The 13,551-nt window shown below is 70.1% G+C and carries 15 protein-coding genes; 4 read left to right on the top strand and 11 right to left on the bottom strand.

Features of this window, described 5'->3' with window-relative positions:
* Nucleotides 1-172 precede the first annotated feature (172 nt).
* Nucleotides 173-1,660, bottom strand: coding sequence for an antibiotic biosynthesis monooxygenase (locus tag QSK17_RS12225; protein WP_285704758.1), 1,488 nt, complete (start codon nt 1,658-1,660; stop codon nt 173-175).
* A 102-nt stretch (nt 1,661-1,762) separates the two neighbouring features.
* On the opposite strand from QSK17_RS12225, the gene QSK17_RS12220 reads away from it, so the two are divergent.
* The 3 genes from QSK17_RS12220 to QSK17_RS12210 all read left to right on the top strand — a co-directional run bounded on the left by QSK17_RS12220 (nt 1,763) and on the right by QSK17_RS12210 (nt 4,305).
* On the top strand, nt 1,763-2,464 hold the full coding sequence (locus tag QSK17_RS12220; RefSeq protein ID WP_285704757.1) for a sigma-70 family RNA polymerase sigma factor: 702 nt from the start codon (nt 1,763-1,765) through the stop codon (nt 2,462-2,464).
* An 83-nt stretch (nt 2,465-2,547) separates the two neighbouring features.
* The gene (locus QSK17_RS12215) at nt 2,548-3,258 is read left to right on the top strand and encodes a DUF5667 domain-containing protein (protein WP_285704756.1); all 711 of its coding nucleotides are present in this window, start codon (nt 2,548-2,550) and stop codon (nt 3,256-3,258) included.
* A gap of 180 nt (nt 3,259-3,438) precedes the next feature.
* Nucleotides 3,439-4,305: an HAD family hydrolase gene (locus QSK17_RS12210; RefSeq protein WP_285704755.1), complete on the top strand. Its 867-nt coding sequence runs from the start codon at nt 3,439-3,441 to the stop codon at nt 4,303-4,305.
* A 177-nt stretch (nt 4,306-4,482) separates the two neighbouring features.
* Here the strand turns inward: QSK17_RS12210 and QSK17_RS12205 are convergent, their stop codons facing one another.
* From QSK17_RS12205 to QSK17_RS12160, 10 genes are all read right to left on the bottom strand, one after another.
* Nucleotides 4,483-5,517, bottom strand: a complete 1,035-nt coding sequence (locus QSK17_RS12205) for an alpha/beta fold hydrolase (protein ID WP_285704754.1) — start codon at nt 5,515-5,517, stop codon at nt 4,483-4,485.
* 132 nt (nt 5,518-5,649) lie between these two features.
* The gene (locus QSK17_RS12200) at nt 5,650-6,555 is read right to left on the bottom strand and encodes a lysophospholipid acyltransferase family protein (protein ID WP_502889190.1); all 906 of its coding nucleotides are present in this window, start codon (nt 6,553-6,555) and stop codon (nt 5,650-5,652) included.
* Nucleotides 6,552-7,547, bottom strand: a complete 996-nt coding sequence (locus tag QSK17_RS12195) for an NAD-dependent epimerase/dehydratase family protein (protein ID WP_285704753.1) — start codon at nt 7,545-7,547, stop codon at nt 6,552-6,554. The genes QSK17_RS12200 and QSK17_RS12195 overlap by 4 nt, the downstream gene beginning before the upstream one ends.
* A gap of 75 nt (nt 7,548-7,622) precedes the next feature.
* Complete coding sequence (locus QSK17_RS12190; RefSeq protein ID WP_018654693.1) at nt 7,623-7,721, bottom strand: 30S ribosomal protein bS22; 99 nt, start codon at nt 7,719-7,721, stop codon at nt 7,623-7,625.
* A gap of 161 nt (nt 7,722-7,882) precedes the next feature.
* Nucleotides 7,883-8,086 carry a helix-turn-helix domain-containing protein gene (locus QSK17_RS12185; RefSeq protein ID WP_030456159.1) on the bottom strand — a complete coding sequence of 68 codons (204 nt, stop codon included), beginning with the start codon at nt 8,084-8,086 and terminating at the stop codon, nt 7,883-7,885.
* 311 nt (nt 8,087-8,397) lie between these two features.
* Nucleotides 8,398-9,177, bottom strand: coding sequence for a phosphatase (locus QSK17_RS12180; protein ID WP_285704752.1), 780 nt, complete (start codon nt 9,175-9,177; stop codon nt 8,398-8,400).
* 37 nt (nt 9,178-9,214) lie between these two features.
* Nucleotides 9,215-10,360: an acetoin utilization protein AcuC gene (locus QSK17_RS12175; RefSeq protein ID WP_285704818.1), complete on the bottom strand. Its 1,146-nt coding sequence runs from the start codon at nt 10,358-10,360 to the stop codon at nt 9,215-9,217.
* Between the two features lie 200 nt (nt 10,361-10,560).
* Nucleotides 10,561-11,355, bottom strand: a complete 795-nt coding sequence (proC, locus tag QSK17_RS12170; RefSeq protein ID WP_285704751.1) for a pyrroline-5-carboxylate reductase — start codon at nt 11,353-11,355, stop codon at nt 10,561-10,563.
* A 95-nt stretch (nt 11,356-11,450) separates the two neighbouring features.
* Entirely contained in the window at nt 11,451-12,185 is a 735-nt protein-coding gene (locus QSK17_RS12165) for an ABC transporter permease (protein ID WP_285704750.1), read from the bottom strand.
* Nucleotides 12,182-12,916 (bottom strand): ABC transporter ATP-binding protein, encoded by a 735-nt coding sequence (locus QSK17_RS12160; protein ID WP_285704749.1) that lies wholly within the window; start codon nt 12,914-12,916, stop codon nt 12,182-12,184. Before QSK17_RS12160 ends, QSK17_RS12165 begins: the two co-directional genes overlap by 4 nt.
* 78 nt (nt 12,917-12,994) lie before the next feature.
* Between QSK17_RS12160 and QSK17_RS12155 the strand changes: the two genes are divergently transcribed.
* Nucleotides 12,995-13,447, top strand: coding sequence for a hypothetical protein (locus QSK17_RS12155; RefSeq protein WP_285704748.1), 453 nt, complete (start codon nt 12,995-12,997; stop codon nt 13,445-13,447).
* The last annotated feature ends 104 nt before the right edge of the window (nt 13,448-13,551 follow it).

The raw sequence follows: 13,551 nt of genomic DNA, 5'->3' as shown, positions 1-13,551 counted from the left end.
CTCCCCACTCGCTCCTCGGTTGGTTCCCCGCCGCGCCCCTCAGTGCTTGATTCGCCGCGCCTCCGGCACGGCCGTTCGGGGCGCCCCTTGAGGCGACTCCCGCCCTCGTCACTCGGAGTCGCTCCTCGGTTGGTTCCCCGCCGCGCCCCTCACGGCGTGATCGTGGCTGGGGCTATCTGAAGGCGGTGGGGAGGGGGACGACCTTCGCGGCGTTCACGGTCAGCTCGATGACGTTGGCCGCCAGCACGAGCGCCGTGCGTTCCGTGGCGAACCGCTCCATGTGCGGCTGGCGCTGGTGCTCGGTGTACGCCACCTCATCGCGGTAGAGCTCGTACACGATGCGCTGCAGCGGCGCGGACTTCACGCCGTGGCAGACGAAGATCAGGGTGTCGGGCTCGTTGCGCTGCACCGCCTCGACCGTCTCCTCGGCGAGCTTGTCGAACGCCTCACCCGCACCGTCGATCAGCGTGAACACGGTGAGCAACCCGTAGATGCTCGGCGACGGCCGCACCGATCCGCCCTGCGCCCTGGAGGACGCGGCGCCCGAGCCGCCGAAACCGACACCGAGGTTCGCGGCCGCCTCCGCCCCGGGGAACATCGTGCCCGTGGCCGGCATGGCGTACTCGGGCCGGGCGCCCTGCGGCATGTTGTACTCCGGGCCCCCACCGGGCATCGCGTAGTCGGCGTCCGCCGCCGGAGGCATGGTGTACTCGCGTCCCCGCGGACCGCCGTACGCGTCCTGGCCGGCCGGGGGGCCGGGCGGCTGGCTGCCGAAGGCGTCCGACGGCTGCATGCGGCCGGCGTAGTCGACGTCGCCCTGCTCGCCCGCGCGGTACTCCGCGACGAGGTCTCCGAGGCCGGAGCGCCGGGGAGTGGCCTGCGCCGGCGGCTCGGACCGGGCCTCGGACCGGGCCTCGGCGCCGCGCCTGCCACGGCGCGACCACTCGTCCTCCGGCTCGCGGTCGTTCTCCTCGTCCTCGTCCTCGTCGTCCTCGTACGGCGCGAGCGGCCGGGCGAGGGCGTACCACACGGCTCCGGCGGTGGCGGCCATGGCGGCGACGACGACGATCCCGGGGAGCGTGAACTCCAGCGCGACGGAGACGGCGATGCCGCCAGGGGCGAGCGCGACCGTCGCGTTCATGTTGTCGAGGTCGTAGTCGTCGCCCTTGCGCCCACGCAGCACCGCGATCACGAGCCAGATCACCAGCATCGCGATGACGACCACGTGGACGGCGCGCAGGAGCCACTCGGGCCAGATGTCCCAGAATTCGTCGGCCGCTGGGAACTCCTTGGTGAACGTCTTGCTGATCGGATCCATCAGCATGATCACCGCGCCGACGCCCGTCAGCGCGCCGCCGATGAGCCAGCCCGCGAAGCGGGGGAACGCCTTTCTGGCGATCAGTTGCGACACGCCGACGGCCAGCCAGAGCGGGGCGATCAGGGATCCGGTGATCTGGAACAACCGGAAGGTCACGGCCCCGAACCCGATCAGCTGACCTGTGGCGATCAGTCCCAGGGAGAGGCACAGCGCACCTGTGGTGATGCTCCACGCGACCAGCCATCCCGACGGCTCCTCGCGGATGCGACCGACGACGACACCGGTGGTGATGGCGGCGAGAACGGCGCCGGCGAACGCGATGACAGCGACAAGGACTTCCATGGTGGACCATATGCTGCCGGACTTCGCGCGCGGACCGGTAGCCGATGGTGCGTCCCGTTACGCGAAGTGATTACCGTGCGCGGTGGATTGTGTAATCTCGCGATGATTTCTAGAGTGTTCGAGCACGCCGACTTCCCCTCCCCCTGGGATCACCGGATGCCGACATCGTGGCCGTTCGCCGGGCTCTCCCCTCCAGCCGCCGCTGGAGTGGTGCGGCAGGCGCCCTCCGCCGTCCCCGCGGCGGCACAACTCGAGCACGACGAGATACGCACGCTGGTCCTGCGCGCCAAGACCGGCGACAGCGAGGCGTTCGGTGTGCTCTACGACCGGTACGTCGATCTCGTCTACCGCTATGTCTTCTTCCGCGTGGGTTCGCACGCGCTCGCCGAGGACCTGACCAGCGACACGTTCCTGCGCGCCCTGCGCGGCATCTCCGGCTTCACCTGGCAGGGGCGTGACTTCGGCGCCTGGCTGGTCACCATCGCCAGGAATCTGGTCACCGACCACTTCAAGTCGGGACGCAGCCGGCTGGAGGTGTGCACGGCCGAGATCCTCGACACCCCTCTCGGTGGCGAGCACATCCCGGAGAACGCCGTCGTCGCCAGCATGGTGAACGAGCACGTACTGCGCGCGATCAAGCGGCTCAACCCCGAGCAGCAGGAGTGCGTCGTCCTGCGCTTCCTGCACGGGATGTCGCTCGCGGAGACGGCCATGATCATGGGCAAGCAGAGCGGCGCGATCAAGGCGCTCCAGTTCCGCGCCATCAAGGCGCTGGGCCGCGCGCTCCCGAAAGATCTCGGTTAGCTCACGTGCCGTAACCCGGACCGGGTCACCTCGTTGGACATGGCACAGGCGTGGATCGGCAACGGGGGATCTCGGGAGCGTTCATGGGCTGGTGGCGTCCGGGGCACCGGCGGCGGGCCCGGTGGGCGAGGCGTGCCACCGATCGTGTCTCCACGAGGATCTCCGAGGTCGGTTCCCGGATCGGCGGCGACCCCCGCCCGGACTTCCGGGCCAGGCTGCGCGCGGATCTGCTGCAGGCGCACGCCGCCGAGCGGACTCCGGCCACCGAGCCTCCCGCCGAGCCTCCCGCCGAGCCTCCCGCGGAGCGCCAGGAGGTTCGCCGCCCCTCTCTCCTCGTACGGCTCCGCCCGCTGGCGGTGTTCGCGATGCTGCTGGGTGTGATGTTCGCGACCGGCTCCCGGGCGTACGACTCGGTGCCCGGCGACATCCTCTATCCGCTGAAGCGGGCGGCGGAGGCGACCGTGCTGCGGTTGGCCACGAACGACACCGAGCTGGCGAAGCGGGAGATGACGGCCGCGCGGCAGAGGGCGGCGGAGGCGGCGACGCTGGCCGGCGCGCCCGGACCGGACCGGGACAGGCTCATCAAGCAGGCCCTCGACGACATGGCGCGGACGACCCGGGCGGCGCTCGCCCGGGTCAAGCCGCGCGGCAAGCCCAGCGGCGAGATACGGCGGTTCGCCCGCGAGCAGCGCACGGCGGTGGAGCCGCTGCTCCCGAAGCTCGATCGGGAGAACCGCGACAAGGCGGCCAACTACCTCTCCTACATCGACACCTTCACGGGAACCACGCAGTGACCCGCTTGCCGCGGAAGGCCGGGGAATGGCACGGAGTGACAGGAATGGCATGGAAGGCCGGGAACGCCGTGGAAGGCCGGCAACGCCGTGGAAGGCCGGGGAATGTCGGGGAATACGGTCACTCGGTGCTAACGCCGCGTACACCGTCATCCGCCAACCGGGCGGTTAAGCTGATGCGCTATGAGGCGGCTTATGCGACGGCGGGAAGCGACGGAGACCGCGGGTGAGGTGGCGGCCGCGGCGGTGGTCCCGACCCCGAGCGCCGAGCCGGACGCGACGGCCGCGGCGTTCTTCGACGTGGACAACACCATGATGCGCGGCGCCTCGATCTACCACTTCGCGCGCGGCCTGGCCGCGCGCGGCCTGTTCACCACCAACGACCTGGTGAAGTTCGCCCTCGGGCAGGCCTGGTTCCGGGTACGCGGCAACGAGAACCCCGACCACATCGCCAAGGCCAAGGAGACGGCGCTGGCCTTCGTCGCCGGCCTCAAGGTCGATGACGTGGTGCGCCTCGGCGAGGAGATCTACGACGAGGTCATGTCCGACCGGATCTGGGCCGGGACGCGCGCGCTGGCCCAGGCCCACCTGGACGCCGGGCAGCGGGTCTGGCTGGTCACCGCGACCCCGGTCGAGCTGGCCCGGGTGATCGCCCAGCGCCTCGGCCTCACCGGCGCGCTCGGCACGGTCGCGGAGACCGCGGACGGCGTCTACACCGGCCGCCTCGTCGGCGACCTCCTCCACGGCCCGGCCAAGGCGGAGGCCATCCGGGCGCTGGCCCGCCGGGAGGGCCTCGACCTGTCCCACTGCGCGGCCTACAGCGACTCGGCCAACGACCTGCCCATGCTGTCGCTGGTCGGCCTGCCGTACGCCGTCAATCCGGACAGCGAGCTGCGCGAGCACGCCAAGGAGAACGGCTGGCGGATCCGCGACTTCCGCACGGGGCGCAAGGCCACACTGATCGGCCTGCCCATCGCCGCGACCGCGGGCGCCGTGGCCGGCGGCATCGCCGCAGGCATCGCGCTCCGCAAGCACTACCGCTCGTCCTGATCCGCCAGTCCACGCGCGCACGGATCCCACCCGCCGGACGCGGGTTCATCCCGAGCAGCGTGGATCATCCCGAGGGGCCTGAGTCATCGTAAGGGCCTAGTCACCCTGAGGGGCCTGAGTCACCCTGAGGGGCGTGGGGTAGTCCCCAGGAGCGTGGGTCATCCTGAGGAGCCCGGGTCATCGGCGCGCGAGGCGGCCGGCCCGGTCGAGGAAGTCGTTCAGGGCCTGGTTGACGAGGTTCGGGCGCTCGAAGCCGATCATGTGCCCGGCGTCGGGGACGATCGTGAGCCGGGCGCGGGGCAGCGACTCGGCGATCCTGCGGCTGTGCGCGGGAGGGGTCACCCGGTCGTCCTCCCCCACCATGATGAGCGTCTCCACCGAGCGCAGTGCCTCAAGCGCGGCCAGCTTGTCGTGCCCGCAGAGGCCGCGGAAGAAGCCGACCATCACCTCGGTCGGGGTGGCCGCCGCTATGTCGCTCACGAACCGCACGTGATCGGGCCGCGCGCCGCCGCCGAAGGCGATGTAGCGCGCCACCGGGAGGTGGGTGCGCGTCTTCAGCGTCACGCTGCGGTCGATCCACGCCGCCCTGGTCAGCAGGCCCTCGAACACGATCGGCGTGATCAGCCCGGCGAGCCGCCCCACCGGCCAGGGAAGGCCGAACGTGTGCCGGGACAACCCGCCCGACGACGTGCTCAGCAGCGCGACTCCGCGTACGCGGGAGGCGAGCAGCTCCGGATGCCGGGCGGCGAACGCCATGATGCTCATGCCGCCCATCGAGTGGCCGACCAGCAGGACCGGCACCCCTTCCGGCACCACCTGCTCGATGACCGCGGCCAGGTCGTCGCCGAGCCGGTCGATCGTGCAGTCGTCGATCGGGCCGGCCGAGGAGGCGCCGTGCCCGCGCTGGTCGTAGAAGATGAGCGTGGCCCGGCCGACCAGCGCCTCGCGCTGGATGTGCCAGCAGTGGCGGTTCATCACCCAGCCGTGCGCGAAGACCACCGCGAACTCGGGATCCGGATGCTCGTCGACGTCCACAGCGAGGTGCACACCATCGTCGGTGATCACGGTCATCGGCTTGCCCACCAGGCAGCCGAGCCGGGAGCCGTCCGCCACCGCCGGAACGGTTTCCGCACGCCGCCGGACCACTCCCGCGGCGTACCCCAGGGCCATGCCGGCGAGCAGAACTTTCCGTTTTATCCCGCTTTGATGCATGATGTACTCCTCTTGGTGGAGTACACCATACCGATGGGTAGCTTCCATCGTTAGACCCCAGGACTAATAAGCCCGGGTAAAACTTCACGAAGTGGACACCTGACGGCCTCAGGCCCAGGTCAACCGGAGGGGTCAGAAGATCGGCGGGAACGCGGGGCCACGGCGCTCCCGCAGCGCGTCCAGCTGGCTCTGGATCGTCTCGCGTACCTGATCGGTGAGGTTGAACACCAGCATCGGGTCGTCGGCGTCGATGGGGTCGTAGTCGTCGATCCTGATCGGCTCGCCGAACTCGATCAGCCACTTGGACGGCAACGGCACCAGCCCGAGCGGGCCGAGCCACGGGAAGAACGGCGTGATCGGCAGGTACGGCAGGCCCAGGAGCCGGGCCAGCGCGGGCAGGTCGCCGATCTTGGGATAGATCTCCTCGGCTCCGACGATGGCGCAGGGGACGATCGGCACTCCGGCGCGGATAGCCGAGGCCACGAAGCCGCCCCGGCCGAACCGCTGCAGCCGGTAGCGCTGCGAGAAGGGCTTGCCGACGCCCTTGAAGCCCTCGGGGAAGACGCCGACGAGCTCGCCCTTGCGCAGCAGGCGGTCGGCGTCCTCCGGGCAGGCCAGCGTGTGGCCGGTCTTGCGGGACAGGTGGCCGAGCAGCGGCAGCTGGTAGACGAGGTCCGCACCGAGCAGCCGGACCGCGCGGTGCGCCTCGTCGTGCAGCGCGACCTGCATCATCAGCGCGTCGACCGGCAGCGTCCCGGAGTGGTTCGCCACGACCAGGGCCCCCGAGTCCGCGGGGACGTGCTGGAGGCCGAGCGTCTCGACCCGGAACCAGTGCCGGTACACCGGCCGGATCAGTTCGAGCAGGACCTTGTCGTTGAGCTCGGGGTCGAACCCGAACTCGTCGACCTCGTACTCACCGGTGAGACGGCGGCGCAGGAAGGAGAACAGCTCGGCGAGCCGCTCGTCGTCCGACGGGTCCGGGGCATCCCCGGGAACGCCGGCCGAGCCCTCCTCGGAGATGCGCGTCACGTCGCTCACGCCCCAGCCATGGTGGCGAGAAAACCGCCGGAGATGCCGCGCGAACGAAGGAAGTCCTCGAACGCGGCGGCCGTGCCGAACTTGGGTTTCCACCCGAGCTCCCGGATCAGCCGCCCGCTGTCCACGACGCGGCCGTGGCACATCAGCGCCAGCTGCTCCGGCGAGAAGTCGACCCGGCCCCCGGCCCGCGCCACCTCGCCCAGGAAACGGAACAGCGGAGACGGAACGGGAAGCGGCAGCCGACCGGCCCTTCGCAGGCACTGGGACAGCAGCAGGACGCCGTCGCCGGCCACGTTGAACGTGCCCGGGTGGTCCTCCAGGGCCATCCGGCGCAGCACCTCGACCCCATCGTCCTCGTGTACGAACTGCAACCGGGGGTCAAAACCGAACACCGTCGGCAGAACCGGCTGCGTGAAGTACCGGGTGAGGGGTGAGTCCACCCCGGGACCCATGAAGTTGGCGAAACGGAGCGTCGAGGTGACCACGTCGGGACGCCGCCTGGCGAAGCCCCGGACGTAGCCCTCGACGTCGCTGGCGTCCTTGGCGTACCCCGAGTGCGGCACCTCGGCGGGCTCGCCGTCCTCCGTGAACACAGCGGGATCGTTCGGCGCGGAGCCGTACACGGCGGTCGTGGACCGCACCACGACCCTGCGCACGGTCGCGGACCGCTGGCACGCGCCGAGCAGCTGCATCGCGCCGATGACGTTGTGCTCTTTCATGGCCGACCGGCTCCTGGCGGGGCCGCTGACCAGGCTCATGTGCACGACGACATCGACGTTCGCCGCCGCGATGACCTGCGCGATGTCCGGACTGCGCAGATCGACGCGGACGAACTCGGTGCGACCGAACAGTGAGCCGCCGTCTCGGGTCGGCGATGGCGGAACCGTGTCCACTCCGATGACCCGGCCGATGCCCGGGTCGGCGGCGAGCACGCTCGCCACTCGTGCTCCGATGTGACGCGAGACCCCGGTGACCAACACGGTGTGGGTCATCGTCGCCTCACTGGGGGACTGGTGGGGGAATGGTGTTCGGTCGCCCGGCCCCTCGGGACCGGTGCGCGCTCCGTACTACTTCTTGTTACGCCGCTGGATGCGGGTCTTCTTGAGCAGCTTGCGGTGCTTCTTCTTGGCCATGCGCTTGCGGCGCTTCTTGATCACAGAGCCCACGGGACCCCCAGGTGAAGGTAGAGAATGCCAGACCGGTGCGCGAGCGCACACCGGCACAACAGACTACCGGCGATCCACGGTCGATCGCCCCCTGGGGGACACCGCGTGGCCGATGCCCGATCCCGCGCCTGGTCAGCGCGGGTCCGGACCGCCTCGGCGTGTCATCCAGCCTCGATGAACGCATCCCTGAGATAGTCGTGTACCGCCTGCTCGGGCACCCTGAAGGATCGGCCGACACGGATGGCCGGCAGCTCACCTGAGTGGACGAGCCGGTACACCGTCATCTTGGACACTCGCATGACCGTGGCGACTTCCGCCACCGTCAGGAACTTCACCTCGCTGAGAGGTCTTTCGCCTGCACCCATCGGACGCCTCTTCCGCACGTGTTTCCGGGTTATCCCCACTGGTGCCATCGCTCACGCACGTGTACTTCCGTCAGCGTAAGTCGGGACTGCGATTAGGCAAACCCCCCATTTCATCAGTCACCGCAGCCTTATGCCGTCAAAATGGAGAAACTCCCTGGCAGCAGCCGGGTCGTGCCCCTCGCCTCAATCTTGGAACGGACCAACTTCTCTCACATAAGAGTCGCCCCGGCACACGAAAGAGTTGGCAAACGCCCGGCAGACCGGGGCAAAGGGGGCCGCGAAATGCGCGAAACGGACAGTCCGTTACGCGGTCAGAGGTGCCGGGCGATCCTGGCCAGGAGGTAGTCCGTCAGCGGACCGTAATATCTCGGCAACACGTTGTCGTCGAGCGGCACGGCGACCGCGATCTTGCCCTCCGCCTCGCCGATGAAGAGCGCGGGATCGTTGCTGTCCGCGAAGCCGACGGTCTCGACGCCCGCCTCGCCCGCGGCGCCCGCCCACCCGTGATCGGCGATCACGAAGTCGGGCCGCTCCTCGGCCAGGATGGCGCGCATCGGATCCGCGTCGTGGGTGTGCACCAGCGCCGACCCGTCGTCCAGCATCGCGACGTCGTCGAGATAGCGGATCCGCCGTACGCGCCCGAATCCGTGGCCCGAGTAGCTCCAGCGCTCGGCCGGGGTGAGCAGGGTCGCACCGCATGAGCGGGCGAGCCTGGCGACCGCGAGGTGGATGGTGAGCAGGCCCGTCGGATGCCCAGTGGCGATCACGATACGGGCGTCGCCCCTGGCCAGCACCTCTCCGACGCGGTCGCCCATCGCCTCCAGCGCGTCGATGGTCAGGTCGGGATCGATGGTGTCCCGGCCCTCCCGATGCTCCGGATCGGCGACCACGCCCACGGACTTGGCCATCTGCTCCAGCACGGCGCGGAAGTCCCATTCGGCCGAGAACGAGAGGCCGAACATGTAGTGGGGGTCGCGGTTGGCCAGCGAGCGGTAGTTGTCGAGGTTGTTCTCACGCGGTGTGGCCACATCACCGGCGATGCGCGTTCTGATCAGGTGGTCACGGAGGTCTGTGCGGGAGGGAGCGTTCACAGGCGCCACAGCGCTCCTCTCGCCGCCGGGATTCCCGTCATGGCAGGGGGTCCAATCCGTGGAGGGGGAAAACGGCCTTCCTGGTGGCCATGATGGCCCGGTCGATCGGATCGGCCGGATCATAACCATCGGAGAAGTCGGAGAACTGCGGGTGGCGTCCGTCGGTCATCGTCAGCGGCGGCAGCTCACCGGTCCGCTCCCTGACCAGGGCCCGCCAGCTCTGCGGGGTGGGCGTGGTCGGCTCGACGGGATGCCCGGACGCCTCCGCGATCAGGTGGGTCCAGGCGCGCGGCACCACCTGGACGAGCTCGTATCCCCCGCCGCCGGTGACGATCCACCGGCCACCCGCCGTCTCGTGGGCCAGCCGGTGCAGCGCGGCGTAGGCCGTACGCTGGCCGTCCAGGCTCAGCATGAGGTTGGCCAGCGGGTCGAGGGCGTGGCTGTCGCATCCGTGCTGGGTGACGAGCACCTCCGGGCCGAACTCCCGCAACAGGGGCGGCACGACGGCGTGGAAGGCGCGCAGCCAGCCGCTGTCGCCGCACCCGGCCGGCAGCGCCACGTTGACGGCACTGCCGAGCGCCCCGGTCTCGCTGGGGAATCCGGTTCCCGGGAAGAGCGTTTGCGGGCTTTCGTGGAGGCTGATGGTGAGCACCCGCGGATCGTCGTAGAACGCGGCCTGCACTCCGTCGCCGTGGTGGACGTCCACGTCGACGTAGGCCACCTTCGTCGCCCCTTGGGAGAGCAGCCACGCGATCGCGATCGCCGGGTCGTTGTAGACGCAGAAACCGCTGGCCGTACCGGCCATCGCGTGGTGCAGACCGCCCGCCACGTTCACGGCGTGCCGCGCGTCCCCCGTCCACACCGCCCTCGCGACCTCCAGGGACGCTCCGGCGATCAGCGCCGACGCCTCGTGCACCCCGGTGAACGCCGGGTTGTCCTCCGTGCCGAGCCCGCAGCGCAGATCGGGCCGCCCGGTCTTCGACACGGTCTTCACCGCGTCGATGTAGTCACGCCGGTGGACCATCGCCAGCTCGTCGTCGCTCGCCGGCACGCATCCGGCCATCTCGACCCGGTCGAGCACGCCGAGGTCCCGGGCGAGCGCCATGGTCAGCTCCACCCGGACCGGCGCGAGCGGATGCCCCGGGCCGAAGTCGTACGACGTCAGCGCCTCGTCCCAGACCACACGGACGGAGCCGCATCCCTGCCCGCCTGTCGCCTCGATCATGCCGCCGCCTCCTCGCCGCACGATCGTGACGCTACCGTACGGCCCTCGGCGCGGATTCGCCCCCTCGTGACATAGGCCACTTTCCGTGCGTTCACCGGGCGCGTGGATCGGATCCGTACGAGCCGTACGGCATCGACTCATAGGGGCTCGCGAAACGGTCAGCCGGAGGCGAGCTGGCGGCTGCGATCCCTGGCTGCCTCGATGGCGTCCAGGAAGGCGGCCCGGACCTTGTGACGTTCGAGCTCCGCGATGGCGGCGATGGTCGTCCCGCCCGGGGAGGTGACCGCCTCGCGCAGGATCACCGGGTGCTCGCCCGAGTCGCGCAGCATGATCGCGGCGCCGACGATGGACTGGGTGACCATGTCGAGGGCGGCGGCACGCGGCATGCCGAGCAGGATCCCGGCGTCCACCATGGCCTCGACGAGATAGAAGAAGTAGGCCGGGCCGCTGCCCGACAGCGCGGTCGCGGCGTCCTGCTGCGACTCGGGGATGCGCAGGACCTTGCCGACCGGCTTGAGCAGGGCCTCCGTGCGCTCCAGGTGGCGCTCCTCGGCGTGCGCGCCGGGCGAGATGACGCTCATCGCCTCGTCGACCAGGACCGGCGTGTTGGACATGACACGGACGACCGGCACCCCCTCCCCGAGCCGGGACTCCACGAAGGCCGTGGTGATCCCCGCCGCGACGGAGATCACCAGCCGGTCGGCGGGGACGTAGGGAGCGATCTCGGCGAGCAGGCTCGCCATGTCCTGCGGCTTGACCGCGAGGATGACGGTGTCGGCCGCCTTGGCCGCCTCGGCATTGGAGACCACGCGCACGCCGTAGGTCTTCCGCAGCGACTCCGCCCGATCCTCGCGCCGTGCCGTCGTCATGATCTCGCTCGGCGGCAGCCCGGCCCGGACCAGCCCGGAGAGCAGCGCCTCGCCCATCTTGCCGGTGCCGAGAATCGCGATCATGACCATTCCTCGCTGCTTAGGGGTACCGTCCCGCAGCTTACCGACGGGCCGGGCGCCCCCGGGCGGCCCGGGCGGCCTACGGCCCGACGCCCCGGTTACGGCGTGCGCCGGCGCAGGGTGGCGGCGCCGAGGACGAGCGAAAGGATCGTGCACCCGCCGACGATCAGGACGTCACGGACCAGCACGCCGGTGAAGTCACCGGTCCGCGCCGTCTCCTGCATCGCCTCCACCGCGTACGAGAGCGGCATGACGTCGGACAGCCACTCCAGCCAGGGGGCCATGGCGTCGCGGGGGACGATGAGCCCGCACAGCAGGGCCTGCGGCAGCACGACCGCCGGCATGAACTGCACCGCCTGGAACTCGGTGCGGGCGAACGCGCTGAAGAACAGGCCGAGCGCCATGCCCAGCAGCGAGTCGAGCACAGCGACCAGGATCAATGTCCAGACGGATCCGGCGAGGTCCAGGCCGAGCCAGGTCAGGGAGATGGCGAGCACGACCGTGACCTGGGCCGCGGCCACGGCGCCGAATGCGAGGGCGTATCCGACCAGCAGGTCGAACTTCCCGAGTGGACCGGCCATCAGCCGTTCGAGCGTGCCGGTCGCCCGCTCGCGCTGGGTCGTGATCGAGGTGACCAGGAACATCACGACGAACGGGAAGATGCCGAGCAGCGTCGGGCCCAGCCGGTTGAACGCCGAGGGGTCGTCGATGACGTACCTGAGCAGGATCATCAGCACGCTCGGCACGCCGACGAGTAGCGCGAGCGTGCGGCGGTCGTGACGCAGTTGGGCGAGGATGCGCCCCGCCGTGGCCAGGGTGATGGCGACGTTCATCGCACGCGCTCCGCCTTCTCCTCGATGAGGCGCAGGAACGCCTCTTCCAGATCGGTCGTCCCGGCGTGCTCGCGCAGCCCTTCCGGACTGCCGTCGGCCAGGATCTCGCCCTCCCGCAACATGATCAGGCGGTGGCAGCGGGCGGCCTCGTCCATGACATGGCTGGACACGACGAGGGTCACGCCGCGCTCCGCGAGGCTCTGGAAGAGCCGCCAGAGGTCCTGGCGCAGCACCGGGTCCAGGCCGACGGTCGGCTCGTCGAGCACCAGCAGCTCGGGGGTGCCGAGAAGCGCGACGGCGAGGCTGGCCCGGCTGAGCTGGCCGCCGGAGAGCGAGCCGCCGAGCTGCTTCCTGGCACCGGCCAGGCCGACCTCCTCGATCACCCGCTCGGCGTCGTCCTTGCCCGCGCCGAGGACGGCGGCGAAGTACCGCAGGTTCTCCAGCACCGTCAGATCGCGATATATGGCGGCGCTCTGCGTGGAGTAGCCGATCTTGCGGCGGAGCGCGGGGCTGCCCGCCGGCTCGCCGAGCACGGCCACCTCTCCGCTCTCGACGATCTGGACCCCCACGATCGACCGGATAAGGGTCGTCTTGCCGCATCCGCTGGGCCCGAGCAGCCCGGTCACCTGTCCTCGTGGCACCTCGAAGGTGAGCCCGTGCAGGACCTCCGTCCCGCCCCGTGAAACCCGCAGATCCCGTACGGCTATCGCCGGTCCGGACAAATTCATCATGCGTTGAAATTAGACCTCCGCCAGGCCACCGTCAACAGGGCATCGAACCGTCCTGGCGGCGACCTCGTTTAATGAGATATGCGAAGGTTCTGGGCCATAGCGCTCCTGTTCATGGCGGCGGCCTGCGGGCAACAGCCGTCCACGTCGTCCACGTCGTCCACGTCACCGCCCGGGCCCAACGAGCCGACCAGCGCGCCCGCGAGCTCCGAAGCGCCGACTGGATCGCCCTCGCCGGAGACGCCCATGGGCGGCACGCGCGACCCGCGGAAGATCGCGTGGACCAGCGCGACCCCGTCGACGGACGGCAGGTCGCTCGCCATCGTCTGGTGGTCAGGCGTCGCGCCCTGCACGGTGCTCGACCGGGTCGAGGTGGAGGAGGGCGCGAAGCAGGTCACGGTCACCCTCTACGAGGGCGGGGACCCACGCTTCCCCGACGCGGTCTGCATCGCCATCGCGATGCAGAAGACGACGACGGTGCGGCTCTCCGCCCCTCTCGACGGTCGCGAGGTGGTCGACGGCGCCCGGCCTTGACTGTACGGCCCACGCCCTCGACGACCGGCAAAAGGTGGAATCCACGCGCGCGCCATGAGGTTGAGTCCACTAGGCTCAAGTCGCTTGACAAAGCCTGGGGTGCG

It is taken from the genome of Microtetraspora sp. NBRC 16547 (assembly GCF_030268965.1).
In the GTDB taxonomy this organism is placed as follows: Bacteria; Actinomycetota; Actinomycetes; order Streptosporangiales; family Streptosporangiaceae; genus Microtetraspora.
This window is presented reverse-complemented; position numbering and strand designations above follow the sequence as displayed.

What these genes read in the sequence shown, in the direction of transcription:
- QSK17_RS12225 (WP_285704758.1), bottom strand. Translation starts at nt 1,660, where the DNA reads ATGGAAGTCCTTGTCGCTGTCATCGCGTTCGCCGGCGCCGTTCTCGCC.
- QSK17_RS12220 (WP_285704757.1), top strand. Translation starts at nt 1,763, where the DNA reads ATGATTTCTAGAGTGTTCGAGCACGCCGACTTCCCCTCCCCCTGGGAT.
- QSK17_RS12215 (WP_285704756.1), top strand. Translation starts at nt 2,548, where the DNA reads ATGGGCTGGTGGCGTCCGGGGCACCGGCGGCGGGCCCGGTGGGCGAGG.
- QSK17_RS12210 (WP_285704755.1), top strand. Translation starts at nt 3,439, where the DNA reads ATGAGGCGGCTTATGCGACGGCGGGAAGCGACGGAGACCGCGGGTGAG.
- QSK17_RS12205 (WP_285704754.1), bottom strand. Translation starts at nt 5,517, where the DNA reads ATGCATCAAAGCGGGATAAAACGGAAAGTTCTGCTCGCCGGCATGGCC.
- QSK17_RS12195 (WP_285704753.1), bottom strand. Translation starts at nt 7,547, where the DNA reads ATGACCCACACCGTGTTGGTCACCGGGGTCTCGCGTCACATCGGAGCA.
- QSK17_RS12185 (WP_030456159.1), bottom strand. Translation starts at nt 8,086, where the DNA reads ATGGGTGCAGGCGAAAGACCTCTCAGCGAGGTGAAGTTCCTGACGGTG.
- proC (WP_285704751.1), bottom strand. Translation starts at nt 11,355, where the DNA reads ATGATCGCGATTCTCGGCACCGGCAAGATGGGCGAGGCGCTGCTCTCC.
- QSK17_RS12165 (WP_285704750.1), bottom strand. Translation starts at nt 12,185, where the DNA reads ATGAACGTCGCCATCACCCTGGCCACGGCGGGGCGCATCCTCGCCCAA.
- QSK17_RS12160 (WP_285704749.1), bottom strand. Translation starts at nt 12,916, where the DNA reads ATGATGAATTTGTCCGGACCGGCGATAGCCGTACGGGATCTGCGGGTT.
- QSK17_RS12155 (WP_285704748.1), top strand. Translation starts at nt 12,995, where the DNA reads ATGCGAAGGTTCTGGGCCATAGCGCTCCTGTTCATGGCGGCGGCCTGC.